The organism is Synechococcus sp. RSCCF101 (genome assembly GCF_008807075.1).
Classification (GTDB): domain Bacteria; phylum Cyanobacteriota; class Cyanobacteriia; order PCC-6307; family Cyanobiaceae; genus RSCCF101.
The window spans coordinates 732,235-756,743 of the sequence record NZ_CP035632.1; the positions used below are offsets into that span (position 1 = coordinate 732,235).

General features: G+C 68.3%; 25 protein-coding genes and 1 tRNA gene. 15 read left to right on the forward strand and 11 right to left on the reverse strand.

The features are described 5' to 3' along the window. The first annotated feature begins 82 nt into the window (after positions 1-82). The gene (locus EVJ50_RS03590) at positions 83-1,195 is read left to right on the forward strand and encodes a polysaccharide biosynthesis/export family protein (protein ID WP_150882396.1); all 1,113 of its coding nucleotides are present in this window, start codon (positions 83-85) and stop codon (positions 1,193-1,195) included. Beyond that, positions 1,192-3,198, forward strand: coding sequence for a hypothetical protein (locus EVJ50_RS03595; protein WP_150882397.1), 2,007 nt, complete (start codon positions 1,192-1,194; stop codon positions 3,196-3,198). Before EVJ50_RS03590 ends, EVJ50_RS03595 begins: the two co-directional genes overlap by 4 nt. 5 nt (positions 3,199-3,203) lie before the next feature. Here the strand turns inward: EVJ50_RS03595 and EVJ50_RS03600 are convergent, their stop codons facing one another. Continuing rightward, the gene (locus EVJ50_RS03600) at positions 3,204-4,574 is read right to left on the reverse strand and encodes an O-antigen ligase family protein (RefSeq protein WP_191964854.1); all 1,371 of its coding nucleotides are present in this window, start codon (positions 4,572-4,574) and stop codon (positions 3,204-3,206) included. Between the two features lie 96 nt (positions 4,575-4,670). On the opposite strand from EVJ50_RS03600, the gene EVJ50_RS03605 reads away from it, so the two are divergent. Both EVJ50_RS03605 and EVJ50_RS03610 read left to right on the forward strand, forming a co-directional pair. Continuing rightward, complete coding sequence (locus tag EVJ50_RS03605) at positions 4,671-5,906, forward strand: oligosaccharide flippase family protein (RefSeq protein ID WP_150882398.1); 1,236 nt, start codon at positions 4,671-4,673, stop codon at positions 5,904-5,906. A 54-nt stretch (positions 5,907-5,960) separates the two neighbouring features. Further along, positions 5,961-6,986 carry a glycosyltransferase family 4 protein gene (locus EVJ50_RS03610; protein WP_150882399.1) on the forward strand — a complete coding sequence of 342 codons (1,026 nt, stop codon included), beginning with the start codon at positions 5,961-5,963 and terminating at the stop codon, positions 6,984-6,986. A 37-nt stretch (positions 6,987-7,023) separates the two neighbouring features. On the opposite strand, the gene EVJ50_RS03615 is transcribed toward EVJ50_RS03610, so the two are convergent. Next, positions 7,024-7,737, reverse strand: a complete 714-nt coding sequence (locus EVJ50_RS03615; RefSeq protein WP_225323065.1) for a hypothetical protein — start codon at positions 7,735-7,737, stop codon at positions 7,024-7,026. A 449-nt stretch (positions 7,738-8,186) separates the two neighbouring features. On the opposite strand from EVJ50_RS03615, the gene pstS reads away from it, so the two are divergent. Both pstS and EVJ50_RS03625 read left to right on the forward strand, forming a co-directional pair. Then, positions 8,187-9,164: a phosphate ABC transporter substrate-binding protein PstS gene (gene pstS, locus EVJ50_RS03620; protein WP_150882401.1), complete on the forward strand. Its 978-nt coding sequence runs from the start codon at positions 8,187-8,189 to the stop codon at positions 9,162-9,164. Positions 9,165-9,407: 243 nt separating this feature from the next. After that, a complete protein-coding gene (locus EVJ50_RS03625) occupies positions 9,408-10,046 on the forward strand; it encodes a Crp/Fnr family transcriptional regulator (RefSeq protein WP_150882402.1) in 639 nt (212 codons plus the stop codon). A 2-nt stretch (positions 10,047-10,048) separates the two neighbouring features. Here EVJ50_RS03625 and EVJ50_RS03630 read toward each other — a convergent pair whose 3' ends face one another. Next, on the reverse strand, positions 10,049-10,804 hold the full coding sequence (locus EVJ50_RS03630) for a PP2C family protein-serine/threonine phosphatase (protein WP_150882403.1): 756 nt from the start codon (positions 10,802-10,804) through the stop codon (positions 10,049-10,051). Positions 10,805-10,879: 75 nt separating this feature from the next. On the opposite strand from EVJ50_RS03630, the gene EVJ50_RS03635 reads away from it, so the two are divergent. The 6 genes from EVJ50_RS03635 (at position 10,880) to EVJ50_RS03660 (ending at position 15,874) form a co-directional block, all read left to right on the forward strand. Beyond that, the gene (locus tag EVJ50_RS03635) at positions 10,880-11,836 is read left to right on the forward strand and encodes a glycosyltransferase family A protein (protein ID WP_150882404.1); all 957 of its coding nucleotides are present in this window, start codon (positions 10,880-10,882) and stop codon (positions 11,834-11,836) included. A 96-nt stretch (positions 11,837-11,932) separates the two neighbouring features. Further along, on the forward strand, positions 11,933-12,376 hold the full coding sequence (locus tag EVJ50_RS03640; protein ID WP_150882405.1) for a UDP-N-acetylglucosamine--LPS N-acetylglucosamine transferase: 444 nt from the start codon (positions 11,933-11,935) through the stop codon (positions 12,374-12,376). Between the two features lie 48 nt (positions 12,377-12,424). Then, a complete protein-coding gene (locus EVJ50_RS03645; RefSeq protein WP_150882406.1) occupies positions 12,425-12,910 on the forward strand; it encodes a glycosyltransferase in 486 nt (161 codons plus the stop codon). Then, complete coding sequence (locus tag EVJ50_RS03650) at positions 12,907-13,902, forward strand: sugar transferase (protein WP_150882407.1); 996 nt, start codon at positions 12,907-12,909, stop codon at positions 13,900-13,902. Before EVJ50_RS03645 ends, EVJ50_RS03650 begins: the two co-directional genes overlap by 4 nt. Continuing rightward, positions 13,902-14,387: an ATP-binding protein gene (locus EVJ50_RS03655; protein WP_150882408.1), complete on the forward strand. Its 486-nt coding sequence runs from the start codon at positions 13,902-13,904 to the stop codon at positions 14,385-14,387. The genes EVJ50_RS03650 and EVJ50_RS03655 overlap by 1 nt, the downstream gene beginning before the upstream one ends. Beyond that, on the forward strand, positions 14,384-15,874 hold the full coding sequence (locus tag EVJ50_RS03660) for a hypothetical protein (protein ID WP_150882409.1): 1,491 nt from the start codon (positions 14,384-14,386) through the stop codon (positions 15,872-15,874). The genes EVJ50_RS03655 and EVJ50_RS03660 overlap by 4 nt, the downstream gene beginning before the upstream one ends. Positions 15,875-15,878: 4 nt before the next feature. Here the strand turns inward: EVJ50_RS03660 and EVJ50_RS03665 are convergent, their stop codons facing one another. The 8 genes from EVJ50_RS03665 to EVJ50_RS03705 form a co-directional block, all read right to left on the reverse strand. Continuing rightward, positions 15,879-16,196, reverse strand: a complete 318-nt coding sequence (locus EVJ50_RS03665) for an STAS domain-containing protein (protein ID WP_150882410.1) — start codon at positions 16,194-16,196, stop codon at positions 15,879-15,881. A 106-nt stretch (positions 16,197-16,302) separates the two neighbouring features. After that, positions 16,303-16,376: transfer RNA gene (locus tag EVJ50_RS03670), tRNA-Pro, on the reverse strand. A gap of 14 nt (positions 16,377-16,390) precedes the next feature. Then, positions 16,391-16,801, reverse strand: a complete 411-nt coding sequence (locus EVJ50_RS03675; protein WP_225323066.1) for a hypothetical protein — start codon at positions 16,799-16,801, stop codon at positions 16,391-16,393. Between the two features lie 19 nt (positions 16,802-16,820). Continuing rightward, entirely contained in the window at positions 16,821-17,003 is a 183-nt protein-coding gene (locus EVJ50_RS03680) for a hypothetical protein (protein WP_150882411.1), read from the reverse strand. 830 nt (positions 17,004-17,833) lie between these two features. Beyond that, the gene (locus EVJ50_RS03690; RefSeq protein ID WP_150882412.1) at positions 17,834-18,817 is read right to left on the reverse strand and encodes a bile acid:sodium symporter family protein; all 984 of its coding nucleotides are present in this window, start codon (positions 18,815-18,817) and stop codon (positions 17,834-17,836) included. Between the two features lie 11 nt (positions 18,818-18,828). Beyond that, the gene (msrA, locus tag EVJ50_RS03695; protein WP_150882413.1) at positions 18,829-19,548 is read right to left on the reverse strand and encodes a peptide-methionine (S)-S-oxide reductase MsrA; all 720 of its coding nucleotides are present in this window, start codon (positions 19,546-19,548) and stop codon (positions 18,829-18,831) included. 53 nt (positions 19,549-19,601) lie between these two features. Further along, positions 19,602-19,874, reverse strand: a complete 273-nt coding sequence (locus EVJ50_RS03700) for a hypothetical protein (RefSeq protein WP_150882414.1) — start codon at positions 19,872-19,874, stop codon at positions 19,602-19,604. Between the two features lie 49 nt (positions 19,875-19,923). Next, entirely contained in the window at positions 19,924-21,681 is a 1,758-nt protein-coding gene (locus tag EVJ50_RS03705) for an ABC transporter ATP-binding protein (RefSeq protein ID WP_150884832.1), read from the reverse strand. A 106-nt stretch (positions 21,682-21,787) separates the two neighbouring features. Here EVJ50_RS03705 and EVJ50_RS03710 point away from each other — a divergent pair, with 106 nt between their 5' ends. The 3 genes from EVJ50_RS03710 (at position 21,788) to carA (ending at position 24,464) form a co-directional block, all read left to right on the forward strand. Then, the gene (locus EVJ50_RS03710; protein WP_150882415.1) at positions 21,788-22,096 is read left to right on the forward strand and encodes a DUF3288 family protein; all 309 of its coding nucleotides are present in this window, start codon (positions 21,788-21,790) and stop codon (positions 22,094-22,096) included. A gap of 123 nt (positions 22,097-22,219) precedes the next feature. Next, positions 22,220-23,266 (forward strand): anthranilate phosphoribosyltransferase, encoded by a 1,047-nt coding sequence (gene trpD, locus EVJ50_RS03715; protein WP_150882416.1) that lies wholly within the window; start codon positions 22,220-22,222, stop codon positions 23,264-23,266. A gap of 22 nt (positions 23,267-23,288) precedes the next feature. Next, entirely contained in the window at positions 23,289-24,464 is a 1,176-nt protein-coding gene (carA, locus tag EVJ50_RS03720) for a glutamine-hydrolyzing carbamoyl-phosphate synthase small subunit (protein ID WP_150882417.1), read from the forward strand. The last annotated feature ends 45 nt before the right edge of the window (positions 24,465-24,509 follow it).

Genomic DNA, 24,509 nt, shown 5'->3' on the forward strand with positions numbered 1-24,509 from the left:
ACGCCCCCGCTTGACAGGCCAGGGGGGGCCGCCAACATCACGGTTGCTTTGGCAGGGTTGTCGCGCGCCTGATCCCACACCGATGGAGGAGCTCCGCCGCCCGCAGCCCACAGCAACCGGAGTGCGGCGCATCGGTTGGCTGGCCCGCGCTGCGGCCGGTCTGGCCCTGCTGGTGGCACTGCCGGTGGAGAGCTCCGCCCTGCCCCTGTCCCGCGGCGACCGGGTGCGGCTGGACGTGCTCGACGGCGACGAGCAGTTCACCGGCACCTACCAGATCGATCTCAACGGCTCCCTGCCGATCCCCCACCTCAGGCCGATTCAGCTGGAGGGCCTCGAGCCCCACGAAGCGGAGGCCGCCATCGAACGGGCCCTCGTGGATCAGGGATTCGTGCAGCCCGCCTATGCGGATGTGGGGCTGGAGGTGCAGCTGTGGGCGCCGGTGGATGTGTTCGTCAAGGGCCAGGTGTTCGACCCCGGCCGGGTCACGATCAATGCCATCGACCCGGAACAGCAGTTCAGCGACGTGCCCCAGCGCAGCGGCGATTCAGCCCCGGGCCGCTTTCTGACCACGGCGATCCGAAACGCCGGTGGGGTGCGGCCGGACGCGGACCTGACGGCGGTGGAGCTGATCCGCAGCGGTCGCCGCTCCCTGCATGACGTGAGCGGTGTGTTCTCGGGTGAACCGTTCCGGGATGTGCCCCTGCTGGCAGGGGACCAGGTCATCGTTCCGGTGTCGGCCAACCCCAATCCCGACATCATGCGCACCTCCCAGATCTCTCCGCCGGGGGTGAAGGTGTACCTGTCCAACCTCACCGAACCCACTCAGAGCAATGCTCTGTCCGGATCCAAGGAAGCCACCGGTTTCTCCTACGGATCCCGGCTGGTGCAGGCCATCACCAGTGCCGCCTGCGTGGGGGGCTCGAATGTGAACAAGGACCGCTTCGTGGTGCACGGCCGGGCCAACCGCGCCACGGGGGAGGTGTACTGGATGCGCCGACCGATCGAGGATGTGCTGAAGGGCACCACGGCGGCGAATGGGGAGACCAACAACCCGCTGCTGATGAACAACGATGTGGTGGCCTGTTACGACAGCCGCTTCATCAGCCTGCGTGAGGTGGGCCGCGCCGTGAGCCTGATTCTCTCACCGGTGAATCTGATGCGGGGCTCCTTCTTCTGGCCGCGCTTTCAGCAATGAGCCTCCGGGTTCTTGTTGCCGACCGGGATGAGGACCATTCCGCCCTGGCGGCACGCGTCCTGGCCGGGGAGCGCCGCGTGTCGCGCTATGGCTTCGCCGCCAGCGCCGAACGCCTGATCGCCAAGCTCGCCAAGGGCTGGGATCTGATCCTGCTCGATGAACAGCTGCCGGGGTTGGAGCTGGCGGAACTGGGCCGCCAGATGGGCCGCCTGCCGCTCGCTCCGGCCGTGCTGCTGCTGGTCGATGGGGAGGAAACCCCCGGAACGGGTGAGCGCGTCGCGGACGCCCGACGCTGCGGCCTGCGCTGCCTGGGAACCCTCAGCCGGCCCCTGAACAGTGCCTTCGTTGATGCACTGAGCGAACAGCTCCTGGCAGCGCCGCCGGCGGAGGTCGTGTCTGCAGCCGCGCCGGAGAAGGGCGCATCAGCAGCCGCGCCGAAGACCCCACCTCCGCCGCCGCAGCCCCCCGAGACGCCGGCTGCGCCCGGGTCGCCGGAGCAGACCACGCCCGAGGGAGCCACCGGATCCACCTGGTCGCCCGCAGCGCTCGGTCCTGCGGGGGTGGCCCTGAAACGGCTGCTGCGCACCACGGTGATCGTTCCGCGCCGCGCCCTCGGGCCGGTGCTCTTCCGCCTCCGCAATCTGCCCCTGGCGCGCCTGCGCTGGAATCGCTACGCCATCCTCGCGATCGGAATCAACAGCTTCATCTGGATCACCAGCATCGCCGTGATCCGGCACGCACCGCGCACCTATGTGTCGGAGTGGATCATCAACCTGCCCGTGGGCAAGAGCGCATCCAAGGTGTCCCTGCCGGACATCGGCATCGCGGACACCAGCTACGCCGCTGCAGCCGCGACGAGCACCTACGACCCGCGCGAGAACTTCAAACTGATCTACTTCACCCCCACGGTGCTGGAAGGCGCGGCTGCACTGATGGATTGGGAACCGGATGCGGTGGAGAAACCGATCATCACCCTGGTGGAGAACACCACCGCGATGGAACTCTCGGTGTCGGCCAACGATGCCAAAACCGCCCAGCTGCTGGCGAAAGCCGTGCAGCAATCGTTCAACCGCCGTCTCAACCAGCTGCGCGATGGTGAGGTGGAAGCCAAGGAGCGTCCCAACCGCTCGATCGCCGATTCGGCCCAGTTGAAGCTGCAGCGGGCCCAGTCGGACGTGGCGCGCTTCAAGAAGGAGGCCGGTCTCACCTATCCCGACATGCTGCAGGAGCTGAACCTCAACATCGAGAAACTGCGGCAGCAGGCGGTGAGCGTGCAGGCCGCCTCCCAGCGTTCGGCCGAGGAGGCGGCTGCCCTGGGCTCCTATTTCGGTCTCTCCCCCGGCCAGGCCGCCGAAGCGTTCGAACTCCAGAACGACACGGTGTTCCAGGCCGCCTTCAAGGAGTACGGGGCCGCCTCGGCCGAGCTGGGAACGCTTCAGGAGACCCTCGGCCCGAACCATCCGAAGGTGAAGGCCGCTTTCGCTCGCCAGCAGGGCGCCTTCAACAAGGCCAGCACGAGAGCGGAGGCACTCATCGGGCAGCGCCTCGATGGCGTGAGCCTCAGTCGTCTCTCGGTGCGTGAAGGCCCCACCGGACGCGGCAATCTGCTGGAGACCCTGGTGCAGCAATCGGCGGAGGCCCGCTCACGCCTGCAGGAGTACACCACCCTGGAGGAGCGCATCAGCGAGCTGGAAGGCCGCCTCACCGATGGAGCCGAAACCCTGGCGGAACTGGAGGTGCTGCAGCGGGATGTGGAAATCGCCGAGGCGATCTTCGCCTCCACCCTCGCCAAGATCGACCTGGGTCAGGCCGAACGCTTCGCCGCCTATCCGATCGTTCAGGTGATCGAGCCGCCCAACCTGCCGCGCAAGGCCGCCTCTCCCAAGCCCGCCCTGGTGCTGGCCGGCTCGATGATGGCCACCATCCTCAGCTCGGTCGCCCTCTGGCTGCTCTGGTCGCGCAAGCCCTGGTTGCGCAGCCTGTCCCGGTGGGTGGACACCTGACGCCCTCAGGCTGCGGCAGGACGACCGGCGGCCGGCTCCAGCAGCCCGGGCCCGGGGGGTTGCGGCGGGGACGCCCTGGGCTGAGCCGGCTCGTTGAGGGCGATGCCCAGCAGGATGGCGCCGGGCCAGTAGAGATAGATCAGCGTCTCCATGTTCTCGGCAAAGGTGTAGAGCAGCACCATCACCATGATTCCGATGCCGGCGGAGGCATGCTCATGGCGCTGATCCCAGGCCTTCTGCAGCAGCACGCCCAGCGTCACGATCACCGGCACGAGGAAGGCCAGAAAGCCCACGATTCCCTTGGCGAACAGCAGGCCGGCCCAGGTGTGATGGGAGCCGATCGGCATGTGCTCCACCAGCTTGGGCCCACGCTCCACGGTGCCGTGGCCCCAGATCGGCGCCTCCTTGTACCAGCGGTAGAAGGCGATCTCCTTCAGGGCTGCACGCACCGCTGAACTGCCCGCCCTCTGGCCCTTGAAATCGCGGTAGAAGTTCTCGAGGGCGGTCTTGAGCGTGGGGAACACGAACCCCATCACATAACTCACGCCGCTCAGGCCGAACAGCATCCAGGGGCGGCTGGCGCGGCTGAGGAAGAAGGTGATCGGAGGGATCACAAGATAGCCGAGCTGGCCCAGGCGGCTCTTGGTGCCGACCGCGATCAGGAAGGTCCCCAGCAGACCGAGCAGCTTCCAGGACAGCTTGCGTTCCCGGATCGCCATCACCAGATAGGTGTTGGCCACCATGCCGCCGGCCGGAGCCCAGGGCGCGAAGAAGCGGAAGCGGGAGGCACCGCTTTCCGGATCGATCTCATACATGGTGAGCTGGAAGAAGCTCTCACCACTGCCACCGAGCGCCTTGAGGGGCGACACATACACAAGACCCTCGCCACCGGAGGGTGGGGGGATCTTGAGAGCGAAGGCCACCGTGCAGAGCACGAACCAGAAGATCGAATGCATCGCGAAGATGCAACCGGCTCGGTAGAGCAGCTGCGGCCGGATGCGCAGACAACCGGCGAGGGGATAGAGGGCAAGAGCCGCCCAGCCCTTGGCCCAGCCGATGCTGCTCTTGATGATCTGAGCGGTGCCGAAGTTGAAGTTGGTGTGCCCCACCAGCAGGGCCACTTCCATCACCAGCATGGCCACGATCCACACCCACAGACTCCAGTGGATGCTGGGACGCTCCTGGGCATTCTCGGTGCCGAGGATCTTGATCAGCAGGATCAGCAGCAGCAGCCAGGAGAGCACCGAGCCGACGATGTACAACCCACCGATGATGTAGATCGGGTAGGTGAGAACAATCGACCACCAGATCAGGCGTTCGGCCAGATTCTCGGGCGCGATGTCCTTGCAGCCTTTCAGGAAGAAGATCGGCGTCATGGGAACTCGGGCATCGGCCAGGCCTCAGATCGCTTGAAGGGCTGGCGGAATCCGGCAGAATCCGGGCAGTGTGGCAGAGCCGGGACCGGACACGACATGCAGCGCAATTATCTGCGAAACATCAGCTGGACCGGAGCGGCCGAGATCGGCGTGCGCGTCACCCGCCTCTTCGCCACGGCCGTGCTGGCACGCTTCCTCACCGAAAATGACTACGGCCTGGCGGCTCTGGTGCTGTCGGTCAATGAGCTGCTGGTGGTGTTCACGCGCAACGGCATTGTGGATCGCCTCGTGCAGCTGCGCAATCCCCGCCAGGTGGATGAGCTGATCCCCACAGCCTTCTCCCTCAGTCTGGTGCTGTCGCTGCTGCTCTGCCTCGGCAGCGTGGTGGCGGCAGCGGTGATGGTGCGCGTCTATCAGCAGGAGGCCCTGTTCTGGCCGATCGTCTGCATCAGCGTGGGCTACCTGTTCATTCCCTTCAGCGTGGTGCCCACCTCGCTGATCATGATCGACAACCAGCTCAAGCCCCTCAGCCTCACGGTGCTGGTGAGCATCGGCACGGACAACATGCTCAGCGCGCTGTTGGCGTATCAGGGATTCGGGCTGTGGGCCATCGTGCTGCCGAAGATTCTGATCACGCCGATCTGGCCGTTGATGCTCTATCGCTTCCGCCCCTGGCCGATTCCAAAGCGGTTGTCCTTCACCAATTCCCGCATTCTGATCGGATTCAGCAGCAAGATTCTCGGCAGCGAGCTGCTCACCACCTTCCAGTCGAATCTGGATTACCTGCTCATCGGGCTGCTGCTCTCCACCGCCCAGCTGGGCCTCTATTACTTCGCCTTCAACGCCGGTCTCGGCTTCTCACTGGCCCTGATCAGCACCCTGATGCCGGCGTTCTACACCGACCTCTGTGAAGCGCGTCAGGGAGGGCAGGACATGGCCCATGTGTTCCGCCGCAATCTCCGCATCGTGATGAAGATCTTCATCCCCTTCGTGCTGCTGCAGGTGGTGGTGGCACCGCTGTACGTGCCGATCCTGTTCGGTCAGCGCTGGGTCGAGGATGGGGCGGTGCCGGTGCTGCAGCTGATCTGCCTCTCCGCCCTCTCCCGTCCCTTCGCCGTGGCCGTCACCTCCCTGGTGCGCGCGATCGACCGGCCCCGCCTGGATCTCCAGTACCAGGTGGTGCTCACCGTGGTGCTGGTGATCGGGGTGCTGGCTGGAGCGCGTTACGGCATCCTCGGCGTCGCCGCCGCGGTCTGCGCGGCCCACTGGCTGGTGCAGGGGATCTACTACCTCTGGGCCAGCCGGCGCCTGCTGGCGGCACCGGCGTCATGACGCCGCCCAGCCGCCCCTTGTCGCAGCCCGCCTGATCCTTCGCCCGGTTCCGCGATGGCCCTCACCGTTCTCTTCGCCGACAACACCCAGAAGGAGGCCTGGGCCAGCGGCATCCGCTGGACGATCGATGCCCTGATCGCCGCCACCCCGCCGCAGCGTCACCGGCTGGAGGTCTGCCGGCACGATCAGCTGGCCGAGCGGCTGCCGCAGCTCAAGCCCGATGTGCTGGTGGTGAACGCGCCGTCCTCCTGGCGATCACTGCTGAGTTTCCGGCGGCTGAAGGCGCCGATCCGGCTGCTGGTGGAGCACCACTACTGCGAGGGCTTTGCCCTCCACATGCAGCACCGATACGGCAAGCCGCTGGCCCGACTGGAATGGATGCTGCGGCTGAGCTACCGGAGTTTCGACCGCGTGGTGGCCGTGAGCCGGGGCCAGGCCGAGTGGATGCGACGGCGCAGCCTGGTGAAGGCCGAACGGCTGGCGACGGTGTGCACGTCGCGCGAGGTGCACGAGTTCGAAGCCCTGGCCCTGCCCGAACCCCATGCAGGCCCACTGGTGCTCGGTGCCCTGGGACGCTTCAGCGAGCAGAAGGGGTTTGACCTGCTGCTGGAGGCCATGCGCCGGCTCGATCCGGCCCAGGTGCAGCTGCGCCTCGGTGGCGGTGGCGATGAGGAGGAGGCCCTGCGCCGGGCGGCCGCCGACCTGCCCCATGTGAGCTTCAGCGGAGTCATCACCGATCTGCCCGCCTTCTTCGCCGGAATCGATGCACTGGTGGTCCCATCGCGCTGGGAGCCCTTCGGCAATGTCGCCCTGGAGGCGAAGGCCAGCGGCCGGCCGGTGCTGGTCACCCAGGTGGATGGCCTGACGGAACAGGCCTCAGGCTGCGGACTGATCGCCACGGCCGGGCCCGGAGAGCTCGCCGGCGCCATCGCCCAGCTGATCCGCTGCGGGCCCGAGCAGCGACGGGCCTGGGGCGAGGAGGGGCGCCGCCAGGCGGGGCTGGCCTGGCCGACCTATGTGGAGACCTGGCTGCAGCTGCTGGATGATCTCGAAGCCGGGAGGAGCGGGATGAAGCAGTGATGGCCCGGGAGACTCTGGACAACAGCTAGGGGATCCATCAGGAGGGAATCAGCGACTCCGGCAACATCAACAGCGAACCGATCAGAAATCCCATCGCCCCCACTGCGGTGTAGACGAGGGAGAGGCTGGCATCGGCCTGTGCATGGGTGGACGGCAGGATGGTGCCATTGATCGCCGCAAGCATGAAGCCGATGCAACCGATCAGGTTGATCAGTGTGACCCACCAGGAGAGATGGCCGGGCTTCCAGGACCAGTAGGCGTGGCCCGCTTCCATGAAGGCCAGGGCTCCCGAGAGGAGAAACAGAACCGAGCCCAGGACATCGGGAATCCAGATCAGCACCTCCTGCTGGGTCCAGCCGAGTCCTGCGCGCATGCCGTTGAAGGTGTTGATGTTGAACAGCAGGGTGCCGGGGAACTGCAGAGCACAACTCAACCAGCCGATGTCGGCTGGTTTCCAGCCGAACCAATGGAAGCGTGCTGGTTCAGCGCGGAGTCGACCTGCGGGGAGGCGCTCACGAGGACGCTGTCGCAGTGACTCGATGCTGCCGCTGTTGGCCGCCTGCAGCAGTTGCAGATAGGCGGCGGTGGTGAAAGGGATGGAGCCGATGAAGAAGATGGCATTGAGATCGGCAGTTGCCAGCCCGAAGCGCATCGACACGGGCGGGGAGAGGCTGAGCAGGCTGCCGATCAGAAAGCAGAGGGAACCAAGGGCGAACACCACACCGATCCACCAGTTCAGTTCGGCTGGCATCCACAGGCAACGGAGCAGGTTGATCGGCGGCCGTGCACTCACACCCCGGGGGCGGATCGGCAGGCGCTTGCGGTGATGCCGAGAGCGCCAGACGATGAGGTCCTGATCCAGACCCTGGAAGACCCTCCACGTGATGAACGGCCAGGGACCGCGGCTGCGACGGAGTTGCACGGTCTGGGCTTGGGGCACGTTCGGAGGGTCTGGGCGCTCAGGGCGCTGGGTCAGGGCCCTGGTGATGAAAACCAGGGGCTTGGACGCGGCTGAGCATCAGCGCGCCGCCAGGCGGGGCTGGCCTGGCCGACCTATGTGGAGACCTGGCTGCAGCTGCTGGATGATCTCGAAGCCGAAAGGGGCGGGTTGAAGCAATGATGACCAGACCTTAACTGACATCTAACGTCAGCACCCCCGGCACGCGGGTATCAACGGATGGTCACACTTTGTGTCCGGACATGACTCTCGCCAGGACGGCCCTCGCCCTCGGCTCCATCGTCGCCCTCGCGGGCGGCGTCACAGCGACCGCAGCTCCCCGCATCAACGGAGCCGGCGCCTCCTTCCCCGCTCCGATCTACCAGCGCTGGTTCGCCGATCTGGCCAGAAAAGGTGGTCCTCAGGTCAACTATCAGTCCGTGGGGTCCGGATCCGGTCGCCGGCAGTTCATCGCCGGCACCGTGAACTTCGGCGCCAGCGATGATCCGATGAAGTCGGCCGACATGGCCAAGGTCAAGCGCGGCGTGGTGCAGATCCCGATGGTGGGAGGAACCATTGCCATCGCCTACAACAAACCCGGCTGCAACCTCAGGCTGACCCAGAAGCAGGTGGCCGACATCTTCCTCGGCAAGATCAGCGACTGGAAGAGCCTCGGCTGCGGCAGCGGCAAGATCACCGTGGTGCACCGCTCGGACGGCTCCGGCACCACCAAGGCCTTCTCCCAGTCTCTGTCGGCCTTCTCTCCCGAATGGAAGAGCAAGGTGGGCACAGGCAAGTCGCTCAAGTGGCCCGTCGGCGTCGGCGGCAAGGGCAACGAGGGGGTGGCTGGTGTGATCAAGAGCAAGCCCGGCTCCCTCGGTTACGTCAACCAGGCCTTCGTCAAGGGGGTGATCAAGGCCGCTGCCGTGCAGAACAAGGCCGGCAAGTACGTCAAGCCCAGCTTCACGAGTGGTGCTGCGGCACTCAACAATGTGAAGCTCGACAGCAACCTCGCCGGCTCCGACCCCAACCCCGCCGGAGCAGGCAGCTATCCCATCGCCACCCTCACCTGGGTGCTGGCCTACAAGACCGGTAACGGCGACAAGGCCAAGACGATCCGGGAAACCCTCAACTACATGCTGAGCCCCGCAGCTCAGGATCTGGCGGACAATCTCGGCTACGTGCCGCTGAAGGGATCGATCCTGGCCAAGGCCAAGGCCGCGGTGAACCAGATCAAGTGATCCTCCGCTGACGCGAGGCGGGCATGAGGGCGCTCTCGTTCAGGTGCTGACGTTGGTCTGACACCTGAAGCTGGGCATTCCATGCCCTCAACTGGAAACGACGAGGGAGAAAGGCGATGCCTTTCTCCCTTTTTGCAGTCTTGAGGATCTCTTAGAGCAGCCTTAATCAGCTTCTGATCTTGTCTTGGTTGGACAACGATGTGGCGCTTCATACATTGAACCCGTATCCAGCGCTGCAGGCTCATGGTCTCCGTTCCCTACCGCCACAACGCTCGCCAGCAGGCCGTCCTTGACCTGCTCGAACGCAACTACCGGCAGCGCTCCCTGGTGCATGTGGGTGCGGGCAATGCCGTGCCCCTCCTGAAGGACAGCCTCTGGCTGGTGGTGCGCGGCATGGTGAAACTGGCTGCCCTGTCCGTGCACGGAGACGAACTGCTGCTCGGTCTGGCCGGTCCGAACGAACCCTTCGGGGAACCCCTGAGCACCGTGGAGGCCTACGAGGCGGTGGCGCTGACCGACAGCGATCTGCTCTGCCTTCCCTGCGCGGACATCGAGAACAGCCCCCATCTGGCGCTCGCCCTCTGGAAGGCCACATCCGCCCGTTACCGGCAGTCGGAAGCGCTGCTGGCCCTGCTCGGCCTGAGGCGGGTGGAGGAACGGGTGCGGGGCTTTCTGCAGTTGCTGGCGCGGGATTACGGCACGCCCTGCCAGGGAGGGCTGAGGCTCACGATGCGGCTCACCCACCAGGACATCGCCGGCGCCCTCTCCACCACCCGGGTGACCGTGACCCGGGTGATCGGGATCCTCAGGGACCAGAACGTGATCGCCTTCGACAACGAGCGTCACCTGATCGTGCTCCAGCCCCAGCGGCGCGCCCGCTGAGCTCAGGGGAAATGCAGGGTCAGCAGGGAGACGTCGTCGTCGAATCCCGCCCGGCCCATCCGCCCCTCCACCTCCTGCATCAGGGCTGATGGGTCGGCCGGCCTGCCGCCGCGGGCCGCCTCACCGTCGCGCTCGCGCAGCAGATCCACCAGGGCGGTGAGGTTCCAGTCGTCAGGCGCATCCGCGCACTCATAGAGCCCGTCACTGAACAGGTACAACCGGCTGCCGTGATGAACGGCCACATCGGCGCCGCGGAAGCGCAGGTCCGGCACCATGCCGATGGCCGGGGTGCGGCAGCTCAGGGCGCGGGCCGTCAGGCTCTCGCGGGCCGGGCGGGAGCGTTCCCAGAAGCGCAACCCCACGCTGCGGCGCACCGGCTCCATCAGGTAGGCGGGGGGATGGCCGGCGCTGGAGTAGCGCAGGATGCGGCGTTCGCTGTCGAACACGGCGAACCAGATGGCGAAGGTGCTCAGGCCATGGCCGCGGGAGCAGAGGTCCTGGTTCATGCACTGCAGCAGCGCCTCGGGCGGAAGGGGTGAGACCCCCGTGCAGAGCACGGCCCGCATGTAGGCCCGGATCAGGGGGCAGAACCCCTGCACCGCGTCGCCGTGGCCGGTGACGTCCACCAGGTAGAAGGCGAGCAGGTGCGGTGAGAGGGGAACCACCTCGGCGAAATCGCCGCCACCGAGGGAACCCGAATAATGAAAGGCACAGCGCAGGTCAACGCTGTTGCCCATCCAGGCGGGAACGCGGCCCAACAACACAGCCGGAGGAGCCGCCGTGGCGGCGCAGGAGCGATACCGCCATCCTGCAGGCGGAGTGGGAGCACGCCCATGGCCCAGGTCGCGGTGGTGATCCCGGCCTACAACGCGGCCGCCACGCTCGAGGGGACCCTGGCCAGCGTGCGCGACCAGACCCTGACGGACTGGGAACTGGTGGTGGTGGACGACGGCTCCATCGATGGGACGGCCGAGCTGGTGCGCGGCTGGAGCGACAGGGATCCGCGCATTCAGCTGCTGCAGTGTTCCAACGGTGGCGTCTCGCGGGCCCGCAACACCGGCGTGGCCGCCACCTCAGCCCCGCTGATCGCGTTTCTCGACGCGGACGATCTGTGGAGACCCGCCAAGCTGGCCGCCCACGTGGCTCAGTTCGCGGCTCACACCCAGCTCGGAGTGGCCTTCAGCCGGGTCGCCTTTCTCAGGGCCGATGGCCAGCCCACGGGCGTGATCTCCAGCGCCCGGCTGCACCGGCTGCGTCCGCAGCACTTCCTTGAGGAGAACCCCACCTGCACCACCTCGAGCTGGGTGGTGCGGCGCTGCGTGTTCAACAGCGTCGGCGGCTTCACCGTGGGCATGCAGTACAGCGAGGATCTCGAGTGGCTCTTCCGCGCCAGCCTCCAGCCCGGCTGGGAGATCGAGGGTCTGAAGGCCCCCCTCACCGGCTACCGCACCCAGGAGGGGGGCCTCTCCGCTGATCTGGAGCGGATGGAGGACGGCTGGCAGGCCCTGATGGATCGGGCCCGCACGATCGCGCCCGATGTGGTGGCCCGCCACGGAGCTCACGCCGAAGCGGTGCATCTGCGCTACCTCGCCCGACGCGCGATCCGGCTGCAGCAGCCGGCCCGGCGCGTCTGGGGCTTTCTCTCCCGCAGCCTGCGCTGCAGCCCCTGGCTGCCGCTGCAGGAGCCCCGCCGCACCCTGCTCACGATCGCGGCGGCCCTGCTGGTGAGCCTGCGCGAGCGGCTGACACGCCTGAGGCGCGGCGTTGCCGGCCCCAGACTCCGTTCGTAGCCTGCGGCCAGAGGAGAGGAGAGCATCCTTGAACCGCAGCGATAGGGCCACCGAAGGGGCCTGCGGACCCTCAAAACGCCTCTGCCCGGATCAGCCATGAAGCTGCTGCTGGTCTGCTCGGCGGGAGGACAGTTCCGGGCGCTGCATCAGCTGACCGACTTCTGGTCGCAGCACGAGCGGGTCTGGGTGACGCTGCCGACGGACGTGACCCGCCATCAGCTCGACGGCGAAACGGTGGTGTGGGCCCACGGCCCCACGCACCGCAACATCCCCAACCTGCTGCGGAACCTCGGCCTGGCCTTCAAGGTGCTGCTACGGGAGCGCCCCGATCTGGTGATCAGCACCGGAACGGCAGTGGCGGTGCCGTTCATCGGCCTGGCCCGCGTGCTGGGCAGCCGCACGGTGTTCATCGAATCGATCACCCGCACCCGGTCGCTCTCGCTCTCGGCACGCCTCTGCCTGCCCTTTCTCTCCAGGCTCTACGTGCACTGGCCCCAGCTGCAGGCGCTGCACCCCCGCAGCATCCTGATCGAACACTGAGGTGAACCGGCCCATGAACGGCACTGCACAACCGGAGGCGACGGTCCGATGATTCTCGTGGCGGCGGGCAACGACCCCTATCCCTTCGATCGGCTGATGGAGTGGGTCGGCCTGATCATCCAGCGTCAGCTGTTCGGCAGTGAGGTGGTGATCCAGATCGGCCGCTGCGGCGTGATTCCCGAGGGAGCCCGCATCTACCGGGACGTGGACAGTTACCACTTCGACCGCCTGCTGGAGGAGGCGGAGCTGGTGATCAGTCACTGCGGCGAGGATGTGCTCGGCCTGCTGGAGCAGCGGAGCATGCCCTTCGTGCTGGTGCCCCGCGCGGCCCGCTACGGCGAGCAGGTGGACGACCACCAGGTGGAGCTGGGCCGCGCCCTGCAGGAGCTCGGGGTGCCGGTGGCCTGGAGCCCCACCGACCTGCTGCGCTTCCTGAGCGAGCCCAGGCGCTCCGCCCTCGAGGATCTGCCCAGCCGGTCCTCCGCCTTCCTGTGCCGCAGCCTCGAGCAGTACGCCGGCCGGATCGAACGATGAGCCTGATCCCCGACCATCCCTACCTGGTGAGCGAGGCCGGCGGCAGCCTCATCATCACCGTGCCTCAGCTGCTCACCGTCAATGAGGCCGATGCCTTCCGCTCCTTCCTGGAGGAACGACTGAACGGCGCGGAGGGGCTGAAACGCCTGATCCTGGATTGCGCCCAGACCCGCATGATCGACAGCAGCGGCGTCGGCTCCCTGGTGATGCTGCTGCGGCGATGCAATCAGGCCGGCCTCGCCATGGAGCTCTGGAGCGTGAATGACCAGCTGAAGCTGGCACTCTCCCTGGCCGGGCTGGACCAGATGCTGACCCTGGTGGACGGCTCCGATGCCATCACTCAGAGCACGCTGGACGCGGTGCCGGAGCGGGGCTCGCTCACCCACCCCTCGGTTCGCTGCTGGCCCAAACGGGTGATCGACGTGGTGGGGTCGGGCATCGGCCTGGTGATCACGGCTCTGCTGTTCATTCCGATCGCCATCGCCATCCGCTCCGAGGGCAAGGGCCCGATCCTGTTCAGCCAGACCCGCTGCGGGCTGATGGGGCGCCGCTTCCGGCTGTGGAAGTTCCGCTCGATGGTCACCGATGCCGAGGCGCTGAAGCACACGGTGACCAATCAGGCCAGCGGCGCGATCTTCAAGAACGAGAACGATCCCCGCATCACCCGGGTCGGGCGGTTTCTGCGCCGCACCAGCCTCGATGAGCTGCCCCAGTTCTGGAATGTCTTCATCGGCGACATGAGCCTGATCGGGACCCGGCCGCCCACACCCGATGAGGTGGAGATCTACAACGTGCCCGAATGGCGGCGGTTTGATGTGCGGCCCGGCCTCTCCGGTGAGTGGCAGGTGTACGGGCGCTCCAAAGTCACCAGTTTCGAGGACATCATCGAACTCGATCTGCGCTATCAGCGCCGCTGGAGTTTCAGTTACGACCTGCGCCTGATCGTCCGCACCTTCCGGGTGCTGCTCTCCAAGCAATCGGGTGCCATGTGATGGCCCCGCCACCCGAGGGTTCCGGCTGGGTGCTGCGCCGCAGCTTCCCCAGCGACATCGCCGCCCTGCCCGCGGTGATGGAGTGGCTGAGTGAGGGCCTCAGATCGCGGCTGAGCGGCGCCCTCGTCCTCGAGGCGGAGATCGCCGTGACCGAGATCTTCTCCAACATCGCCCGCCACGGCCACGCCCACCTGCCGCCGGACACGCCGATCGCGATCGCGGTGACCTGGAGCGAGGCGGCTCTGCTGATCGAGGCCCACTCCCATGACGTTCGCTTCGACGTCAGCGAGGAGCTGGAGGAGCGGCGGCGGCTGATGCGCTCCAGCGATTACTCGCCGCTGGAGCATGAGCGCCACTGGGGCCTTCGAATCCTGGCCAATCTCGTGGACCAGCGCGGCTGGTCGATCGAATCCTGCCTGCCGGATCCCGGCACACGGCTGATCCGGTTGCGCAAGCCATCGCCCGCGGGGGCCGGACCGGCATGACAGCCAACCTGCGGGCCGTCCTCGGGCTGAACCTGCTGCTGGCCGGCGTCGTGGTGGCGATGGGACTCACCGGGGATGTGCTGCTGCCCCTGGCCTGGCCGGTCAGCGGCATCTGCGTCGGTCTCCATCTGGCGAAGGGCCGACCCGCCTGGGTCCACACCCTGCCCGGCATCTGGGTGGGCACGGTGCTCTCGATGGCCAGCCGCGCCGACAGCTGGACCCGTTCGCCCCTCAGCCTCGCGGCCGCCAGCCTGGTGACCGCAGCCTGCGTGCTCGAGTCGCTGCTGAGTCAACGCTTCACGCTGCGCAGGCCGGGGCGCGACGGTTCCCCGGACGCCGCCCCGCTCGACATCCGCTCGCTGGTGCTGCGCTCCGGACCGCTGGCCGGCCTGGCCGGAGCGGCCGTCGGCTGGCTGGCCCTCAGCCTGCAGCTCGGGGCGGCGGCCGGCAGCGTGGCCTACGGCCAGCTGTTCATCATCCGCCTCACGGCCATCTATCTGCTGGCGCCACTGTTCCTGATGCGCGCTTCCGACCGGCGGGTTCTGGTGGCGGACCTGCCCAGGCTGAGCGCCTCGGCCCTGCTGGTGTTCGGCGTGGTGGTGGCCGTGGTGCAGAACGAGGCCCTGCGCACGCCCCTGGTGCTGCTGCTGCCGGTGCTGGCCCTGTTTCTGGCCTTCCGGGCCTCCCTCTACAGCCTCTGCTGCGAATTCACCCTCGTGGGCCTGCTGCTTGTGCTCCTGGCGGCGCTACCGGCGGGGAGCCTGCCGGGCAACTGGATGCTGACCGACAGCGAACCGCTGCTCGGCACCCTGACCCTGGTGGTGTCGCTGTTTCTCTACGCCTTCATCGTTCTCGACATGGCGACCGCCCATGCCGCCCGGATGGCGGCGGCCTCGGAGGACAGCCATCTGCTGGCGACCCTGGTGGAGAGCAAGACACGCGAACTGCGCCAGGCGCATGACCGGCTCGAGCGGCTGGAGTGGGAGCTGCGCGGACTCACGCTCGAACGGGAGCAGGATGCGGGGGTGGAGCCCGGCTCCCTCCTGCTGCCCCGCGGCCTGTTCCTCGGCCTGGGAGAGCATCTGCTGCACCTGTCCCGCAGGCGTGGCGACGCGCTGTCGCTGCTCATGCTCCGCTTCGCTCCGGGCACGGCCCTGAAGCAGGAGGCCGCCGATGGTCCGTCGGTGCCGGGAGCGCTGGAGGCAACTCTGAAGCCCCTCTCGGAAGAACTGGGCCCGGAGGCCCTGATCGGCCGCCTCGATCTGTGCACTGTCGGGGTGCTGCTGCCCCGATTCAGCCGCAATGAGGCCGAAGCGCTGCTGACTCGGCTCTGCCGTCGCCTGAGTGGTGCCGAGGCCGGGGATGGGCTGAGCCTGCTGGAGACCGGCTGCACCACAGCGGAGCTGGGGTCCCCGGCTGCAGCCGAGGGCGGGGAGCCGGGGATGCGGGCCCTGATGGCCGGGCTGCTCTGCCGGCCGGTGCGCTGATCGATCAGCCGCCTGCTTTGAGCAGGTCGGCGGTGCCGGTGATCTCCAGCAGCATCTCCATCTGCCTGGGGATGTTGATCAGCTTCAGAACCGTGCCCTTCTCGCAGAGGGCATTGCGGAACTGGATCAGGGATCCGAAACCACGGCTGTCCATGAAGCTGATCGCCCCGCAGTCGAGCTCGATCGTGGACGCTCCGCCGGAGATGGCCTCCTCGGCCAACGTGCTTAGGGTGTCGCTGTCTCCGAGGCCGAGGCCGGGATCGGCCAGCACCCGTGCCACATCCGCGGCGGATTCGGAACCCTGCGCACCGCTGGCGGTCATTGCGGAGCCGACGTCTGGGCTGATCGTAGTCAGCGGGGCCTGGATATGCCCGACCGCTGCCTGGGGAGCCTGCGGTTGACCGGCTGAGGCGACCGGAAGAAATCAATCGGAGCGGCGGGATTTGAACCCACGACCCCCACTACCCCAAAGTGGTGCGCTACCAAGCTGCGCTACGCCCCGATGAGGGGAAGCTATCACAGCGATCTGCGCTGCCGGGAGCGGGCCTGACCCATGGCCGCCAGGCGTCTGAGAGGCCCCGGTGGACGACTCAGACGGGTCAGCGGCCGCAGCAGTCGCTGCTGCAGCGCCTCGCGCCCCATGGAGGCATACCCCCCCACCCGCAGACGCCGCGCCAGCTGCCGCAGTTCGGCCAGGCTCATGGCCGCCAGCCTCAGTTCCGGGATCCGGCCCCAGGCCGCCGCTGTGACCGGCAGGGCCGAGCCGACGCGGCAATCCCGGAAACCCTGCAGCGTGCCGCCGGCCATCCATTCAGGAATCAGCACCATCAGCACCGCCACCAGGCCGTAGAGCTGGACCAGGCCGCGCGGCAGGGGGTGAAACCGGCGCGACCCGCCTGGGGCGGCCGGCAGCTGGCGATCCGTCATCGGTGGCCGTCCGGCGGGGTCACACCGCGGTCGGGCGGGAGTGGAGCCGGGTCAGGGGCGGGGCATCCGCTCCACCGTCCTTCCAGAGCATCGGCAGAGGTGGCTCACCGCCCTGCCGGGCCACCAGTGCGGCCAGCAGAAAACACACACCCACGGTTCCCGCCAGCAGAAGCAACACGATCCGATCCGGCAGGGGAGTCATGCGGTGCGATCCCTCGGCGCCATGCTTGCATCCACATCACCGTTTCGCGACCCCACGGCCATGCAGGCCACCACCCTGTCCCGAAAGACGGATCTGGGGCTCAGCCAGGCCCGGCTGGTGGGCGATCCGACCCAAGGGCCGGACCCCTGGCTGGCGATCCATCCCATCGGGGTGGGGCTCTCCTCGGCCTTCTGGGACCGCTTCCTCGAGGCCGGCAGCCGCCGGAACTGGCCGGGCGCCGTGCTGCTGCCGGATCTGCTCGGCTGCGGAGCCTCCAGCTGCCCGCGCCTGCCGCTCACACCACGCCAGTGGGCCGAACCCCTGGCCCTGCATCTGCGCGGCGACCTGCAGCGCCCCTCGCTCCTGCTCGTTCAGGGCGCGTCCCTGCCGATCGCCCTGGAGCTGCAGCGACTGGAACCGGAGCTGGTGTCGGGCCTGGTGCTGTTCGGTCCGCCGGCCTGGCGGGTGATGAGTCAGCCGATGCCGGAGCGGCTGGCGCGGCTTCTCTGGAACGGCTGGTTCAGCGGGCCGCTCGGCGCCCTCTTCTACCGCTGGGCCCGACGCCGGGCCTTCCTGAGCTCCTTCTCGGAACGCCAGCTCTTCGCCCGTCCCGACGATGTGGACGACGCCTGGCTGGCCATGCTCGAGCAGGGTGCGGCCGACATGGAGACCCGCTGGGCCGTGTTCGCCTTCCTGGCCGGCTTCTGGCGAGGTGACTATGTGCCCCAGATGACCTCACTGAACACGCCGGTGCTGGCCCTCTTCGGCGAGGAGGCCTCGGCCATCAGCCGCAGGGGCCGGCGGGAGAGCCTGGAGGAGAAGGCCGCGTTCTACGAGGAGCGGCTGCCTGGAGCGGTCTCACGGCTGCTGCCGGGGCGCAACGTACTGCCCTGGGAATCGGCGTCCGCCAGCCTGGACGCGGTGACCGCGTGGCTGAGCGAACGCCGCCAGAGCACGTAGGGGCCGATCGTGAGCATCATCACCACCCCGTAGACCGCTGAGGGAAGGCTGTAGGGGCTGAGTGCCGCTGCCGGACCGGTGCCGGCCCCCGTGGCCGCTGCGGTGGCTGTCGCCAGCACAGCGCCCACTGCGATTCCGACGGTGCCGTTCTGGAAGCCGCTCTCGATGGCCACCGTGCTCACCTGCGGCACCGGCAGGGCCATGGCGCCGGCCACCAGGGTGCCGATGGCGAGCATCACCAGGTTGAGCAGCAGCAGCAGGGGAGCCAGCCGGCCGAGCTGCGCCATCAGCGTGGACCACTGGCTGATGATCGTGATCAGCAGGATCAGGGCGAACAGGCCGTTGGCCACGGGCGTAAAACGGCGTTCCAGCCCCAGGGCCAGCGACGGCCGCATGCGGTGCAGCGCCACCCCCAGGACCACGGGAATGGTGGTCATGGCGAACATGCGCAGGCTGAGCCCCGCCACCGAGACCTGCGGCAGGCCGCCGTCGGTCAGGAGCGGTGCGGTGGTCTGAAGGATCAGAGGCAGGCTCACGCTGGTGATCAGGCTGGCCAGGGCGGTGAAGGAGATCGAGAGGGCCACGTCTCCGCGCGCCAGCTTCGTCATCACGTTGGAGGTGATGCCGCCGGGGCAGCAGGCCAGGATCAGCACCCCCACGGCCAGCTCACCGCGCAGGCCGCTGAGCTGGATCAGGGCCAGGGCCACCAGCGGCAGCAGCACCACCTGAGACAGCACACCGGCCAGGAGGGGACGCGGCCGACGCAGGGCGAAACGGAAGTCAGCGCCCGTGAGACCGAGGCCCAGGGTGGCCATGATGAAGGCCAGCGCCAGGGGCAGGGCGACGGTGAACACGGGCGGAAGCCTCAGACGCTGATCGGGGCATTGTCACCGCGCAGCACGCAGTGCTGAACGGACCAGTCGAAGTGATCCCAGACGGAGGCCGGCAGGCGGTAGTCGGAACCGGGGAAGGACCCGAGCGGCTGGCCGCTGGGCTGCGCCGAGCAGTAGGGCCGGCTGCCCGGCTTGGCCAGGTACTGCTGGTGATAGGCCTCGGCGAAGTAGAAGGTCCTGTCGGCCGCGATCTCGGTGGTGATCGCCGGGTAGCCCTTCGCGCCGAGGGCGGCCTGATAAGCGTCCCGGCTGGCCAGGGCCAGCTCCTGCTGGCGCGGGCTGAAGGTGAAGATCGCCGATCGGTACTGGCTGCCGCGGTCGTTGCCCTGACGGTCCCCCTGGGTGGGGTCGTGGCACTCCCAGAAGAGCTTCAGCAGATCGCTGAAATCCAGCGCATCACTGGTCCACACCACGCGGACCACCTCCGAATGGCCGGTGAGGCCGCTGCAGACCTCGTCGTAGGTGGGATTGGGAACCTGACCGCCGGCGTAACCCACGGCGGTGCTCACCACGCCCGGAAGGCGCCAGAAGCCCTTCTCCGCCCCCCAGAAGCAGCCGCAGCCGAAGAGCACCTCCTCCTGCCCGGGCCCCGGAGGCGCCTGGATCGGTGTGCCCAGAACGGCATGGCGCTCGGCGGTGGGGATGGCCGTGGCGCGACCCGCGGGGGGCTGGCCCAGGAAACGGGCAAACATGAAACCGGCTCCGGAAGATGGGGTCTGACCCTAGGAATGGCGCCGGAACCGCGTCAGGACGGCTCTCCCTCCCTCGCCTCCAGGGCGATGTGGTTCAGGAGCGTGGTCGTGAAGGCGAAGAGGAGGAAGGGCAGCGAGAGCACCAGGATCAGGCCCACCCCCACCAGAGCGAACAGGGGACGGCTCGAGCCCATCAGGGCCAGACCGGCGGCGAGGCTGGCGAAGATCACCAGCATCCAGAGCATGATCTGGCCGTAGATGTCCCCGAAGGTCAGGGTGCAGCGGACGTTGAACGCGGAGGGGTTGAAGGCCTTGGTGGACTCCATCGCGGGCCGGGCAGAGAGCTCCAGTGAAGCCGGTTGAGGGCCTGCTGCATCAGGCCCTCACAACAGTTCGCAGCCGCTCCTCCGCCTGTTCCCGGTCCCAGAGCCGCTGGTAGGTGCCGCTGCGGGCCAGCAGGGTGCGGTGCTCCCCTTCCTGGACGATGCGTCCGTCCTCCATCACCAGGATCCGATCGCAGCCGGCGGCAGCCGAGAGCTGGTGGGAGATCAGCAGGATGGTGCGCTGGCGCTGATGGCGCAGCTCCTCGAGGATCGCGGCCGCTGTGGCGTTGTCGACGCTGGCCAGGGCGTCGTCGAGCACAAGGATCGGCGCATCCATGATCAGGGCCCGGCTCAGGGCGGTGCGCTGGCGCTGTCCGCCACTGAGGGTGATGCCGCGCTCCCCCACCAGGGTCTCGAAGCCATCGGGGAAGCCGCGGATGTCGCCGGCCAGACGGGCCTGCTCCGCCACCGTCTCGACGCGCTCCCGGGCGGCGTGCGGCTCGCCGTAGCGGATGTTGTCGGCCAGGCTGGCGGTGAACAGGTAGCCCTCCTGGGGCACCATCGCCACGTGCCGGCGCAGATCGCCGAGCTCCATGGCCGTCACATCCACACCATCGAGGAAGAGCTGGCCGGAGGCCACCGGAACCATGCGGCCGAGGGCGCGGGCCAGGGTGGTCTTGCCGCATCCGACCGGACCCACCACCGCCACGAGCTCGCCGGGCTGCAGATCGAAGCTGAGACCGCTCAGGGCCGGGTCGCTCTGCTCGTCGTAGCGGACGGTGAGGTTGCGGGCCTGAAGCCGCCCGGGTCCATCCACCGGGGGAGAAAGAGGACGCTCGCTGGAGCGGATCGCCGGCTCGCGGGAGAGCAGTTGCTCCACCCGCTCGAGGCTGACCTGGCCGGTCTGGAAGGTGCTGAGGGTGAAGCCCAGCAGAGCGGTGGGGAACACCAGCCGCTCCACGAAGAGGATCAGCGCCACGAGCGCGCCGATGCTGAGCCGGCCGCTCTCCAGCTGGCCGCTGCCGAGGGCCAGCAGCAGCAGCAGGCTCACGGAGGAGAGACCTTCGAGCAGCGGGAAGAGGATGCTGCGCGTGCGGGCCAGGGAGAGGGCGGCATCGCGATAGCGACGGTTGCGTGAGGAGAACGCCTCCTGCTCGGTGGGCTCCTGGCCGTAGATCTTGATCGCGCCGATGCCGGAGAGGTCCTCCTGAATCAGGCTGCTGAGGCCGGCGAGGGTTTCCTGCTGCTGGCGCTGCTGGCGCATCATCCGGCCACCGAAGCGCCCCACGGTGATCAGCATCACCGGGTAGACCGCCACCGCCGCCAGGCTGAGCCAGGGGTCGATCGCCAGCATCGCCGGCAGGGTGAAGGCGTAGGCCAGCAGGGTGTTGGTGAGGCTGAGCACAGCGAAGCCCAGCAGCCGGCGCACGTTCTCCACGTCGCTGGTGGCCCGGCTGATCACCTCACCGCTGCCGGTGCGCTGCACCCAGCCGGGGTCCTGGCGCAGCATGTGGGAAAAGATCCGCTGGCGCAGACCCACCTCCACATCGCGGCCGGCTCCGAACACCAGCATCCGCGACCAGAGCCGCACCCCGCCCATCACGGTGGCCAGGGCCACGATGATCGCCGCCTGAACGAGGATGTCGTCCAGCTGAAAGCCGTCCTGCAGATCGTCGATGGCCGTGCGCACCCGGAGGGGGATCAGCACTCCCAGCAGGTTCACCGCCACCAGCGCCACACCACCTTTGATCACGGCCCTCCTGTGGGGCCGCAGATAGCGGGCGATCAGATCGAGCCGGATGGCGGGCATGGAGCGCTGAGGCATCCGGTCAACCTACGCAGGGTGACCCTGCCGCAGTGACCCTGCCGCAGTGACCGTGCAGCAGTGACCGTCTCCACCGAACCCACGACCCGCCATGAGCGACGAGCAGAACCATCCTCTCTATGAACAGGACCGGGCCATCACCGACCGTCTCCTGGCGGCGGCCGAGCCCGGCAGCGACGATGTGGTCGATCTGGCCCGGCTGCTGATCCGCTACGACGGGTTTCCGGGCGCCGCCGACATCCGGGATGACCTCAGCAAGGCGCTGCGGCTCTGGGGCCTGAGCCGGCAGGAGCTCAACGGCAGGGCCCGCGCCCTGTGGGAGAGCGGCCACCGGCCGGGCTCCGGCCAGCAGGAGGCCGTGGGGTCCGGCTTCGACACGGCCGATCAGACCGGCCCCTGAACGGCCGTCGCCATGTCGTGACGTCGGCCTCGCCGATGCAGGAATGGGGGATCATGAGATCGTCCCCATCACCCGGCCCGGCGTGCCCTGCACCCGGGTTTTTTTCTGCCTCCACCCAGCCCCATGACCGAGACCATCGCCTCCTGGCCCGCCCTGCTGGAGCAGCTTCTGGCCGGAACCGATCTGGAGGAGGCACAGGCGGAGGCCCTGATGCGGGCCTGGCTCGCCGGCGCCCTCAGCCCCGTCCTCGGGGCAGCGCTGCTCACCGCCCTGCGCGCCAAGGGCCTGAGCGGCGGCGAGCTGGCCGCCATGGCCCGGGTGCTGCAGGCCGCCAGTGCCCTGGAGGTGCCCCGGCCGGCCGGTGCCCTGGTGGACACCTGCGGCACGGGCGGTGACGGAGCCGACAGCTTCAACATCTCCACCGCAGTGGCCTTCACGGCGAGCGCCTGCGGGGTGCGCATCGCGAAGCACGGCAACCGCAGCGCCAGCGGTCGGGTGGGATCAGCCGATGTGCTCGAGGATCTCGGCCTGAACCTGAGCGCGGGCCAGGCACAGGTGGTGGGCGCCATCGATGCGGCCGGGCTGACCTTTCTCTTCGCGCCGTCGTGGCATCCGGCCCTGGCCTCCCTGGCTCCCCTGCGGCGGGAACTGGGCATCCGCACCGTCTTCAACCTGCTGGGACCGCTGGTGAACCCGCTGCGCCCGGATGCTCAGGTGCTGGGTGTGGCCCGGGCGGACCTGCTCGACCCGATGGCCGAGGCCCTGGCACGGATGGGCATGCAGCGGGCCGTGGTGGTGCACGGAGCCGGCGGCCTGGACGAGGCGTCGCTCTCCGGCCCCAGCGACCTGCGCCTGGTGGAGCACGGTGCCGTGCGGACGGACCGGCTCGACCCGGACAGCCTCGGACTGGAGACCGCTCCGCTGGCGGCACTGGCGGGGGGGGATCGTCAGCGGAACGCGGCGATCCTGGAGGCCGTGCTCAGGGGAGAGGGAACCCGGCCCCAGGCCGATGTGGTGGCCCTCAACACCGCCCTGGTGCTCTGGGCGGCGGGAACGGCCGGATCCTGGAGCGAGGGACTGGCGCGGGCCCGGGGCAGCCTGGCGGCCGGGGAGCCCTGGCAGCGGCTTGTGTCCCTCAGGAACGTTCTGAGCACCGGGGACGGGGCATGATCCATTCACTGGCAGCGTCCTGATGACGGCAACCGCTTCCGCAGCCCCTGCGAGCACCGGAACCGGCGGTGCACCGCGGGAGGCGGTTCTGGTGCTGGCCGACGGGCTGGTGTTCCGCGGTCAGGCCTTCGGCGCCTGCGGCACCAGCCTCGGTGAGGTGGTCTTCAACACCGGCATGACCGGCTACCAGGAGGTGATGACCGATCCCAGCTACTCGGGCCAGCTGGTCACCTTCACCTACCCGGAGCTGGGCAACACCGGCGTCAATGAGGAGGACATGGAGGCCAGCCGGCCGCAGGTGCGGGGGGTGATCGCCCGCGAGCTCGCGCCGGTGCCGAGCAGCTGGCGCTCCAGCCAGACCCTGGCGGACTGGCTGGAGGAGCACCGGGTGGTGGGCATCTCGGGCCTCGACACCCGCCGGCTGGTGCGTCACCTGCGGGAGACCGGTGCCATGAACGGCGCCATCAGCAGCGACGGCACCGCACCGGCGGAGCTACTGGAGCAGGTGCGCAGCGCGCCCCAGATGAGCGGCCTCAACCTGGCGGACACGGTGAGCACCGCCGAGCCCTACACCTGGAGCCGCCCCTGTGAAGCCCGCTTCGACCAGCGCCTGAAGGCCTCCGGCGGCGAGCCCCATCGCGTGGTGGCGGTGGACTTCGGCATCAAGCGGGCCATCCTCGATCGACTGGTGGCCCACGGCTGTGAGGTCACCGTGGTGCCCTCCTCCAGCACCGTGGAGGCAATCCTTTCGCACCGGCCGGAGGGGGTGTTTCTCTCCAACGGCCCCGGAGACCCGTCGGCGGTCAAGCGCGGCATCGAGCTGGCCAAAGGCCTGATCGCTCAGGACGACCTGCCTCTGTTCGGCATCTGCATGGGCCATCAGATCCTCGGCCTGGCCCTCGGCGGCACCACCTTCAAACTGGGCTACGGCCACCGCGGCCTCAACCACCCCTGCGGTCGCCCCGGCGTGGTGGAGATCACCAGCCAGAACCACGGCTTCGCGCTCGATCCGGATTCCCTCGATGCCTCGGAGCTGGAGATCACACATCTCAACCTGAACGACCGCACCGTGGCGGCGCTGGCGCACCGGCACAAGCCGATCATCGGGGTGCAGTACCACCCGGAAGCCAGTCCCGGCCCGCATGATGCGGACCATCACTTCGGCCGCTTCGTGGCCCTGATGGCCAGCCGCCGTTAGCCGCCCGCCCGCTCCTGGGGCGGGCGGGATGAAACGCCCTGTTGT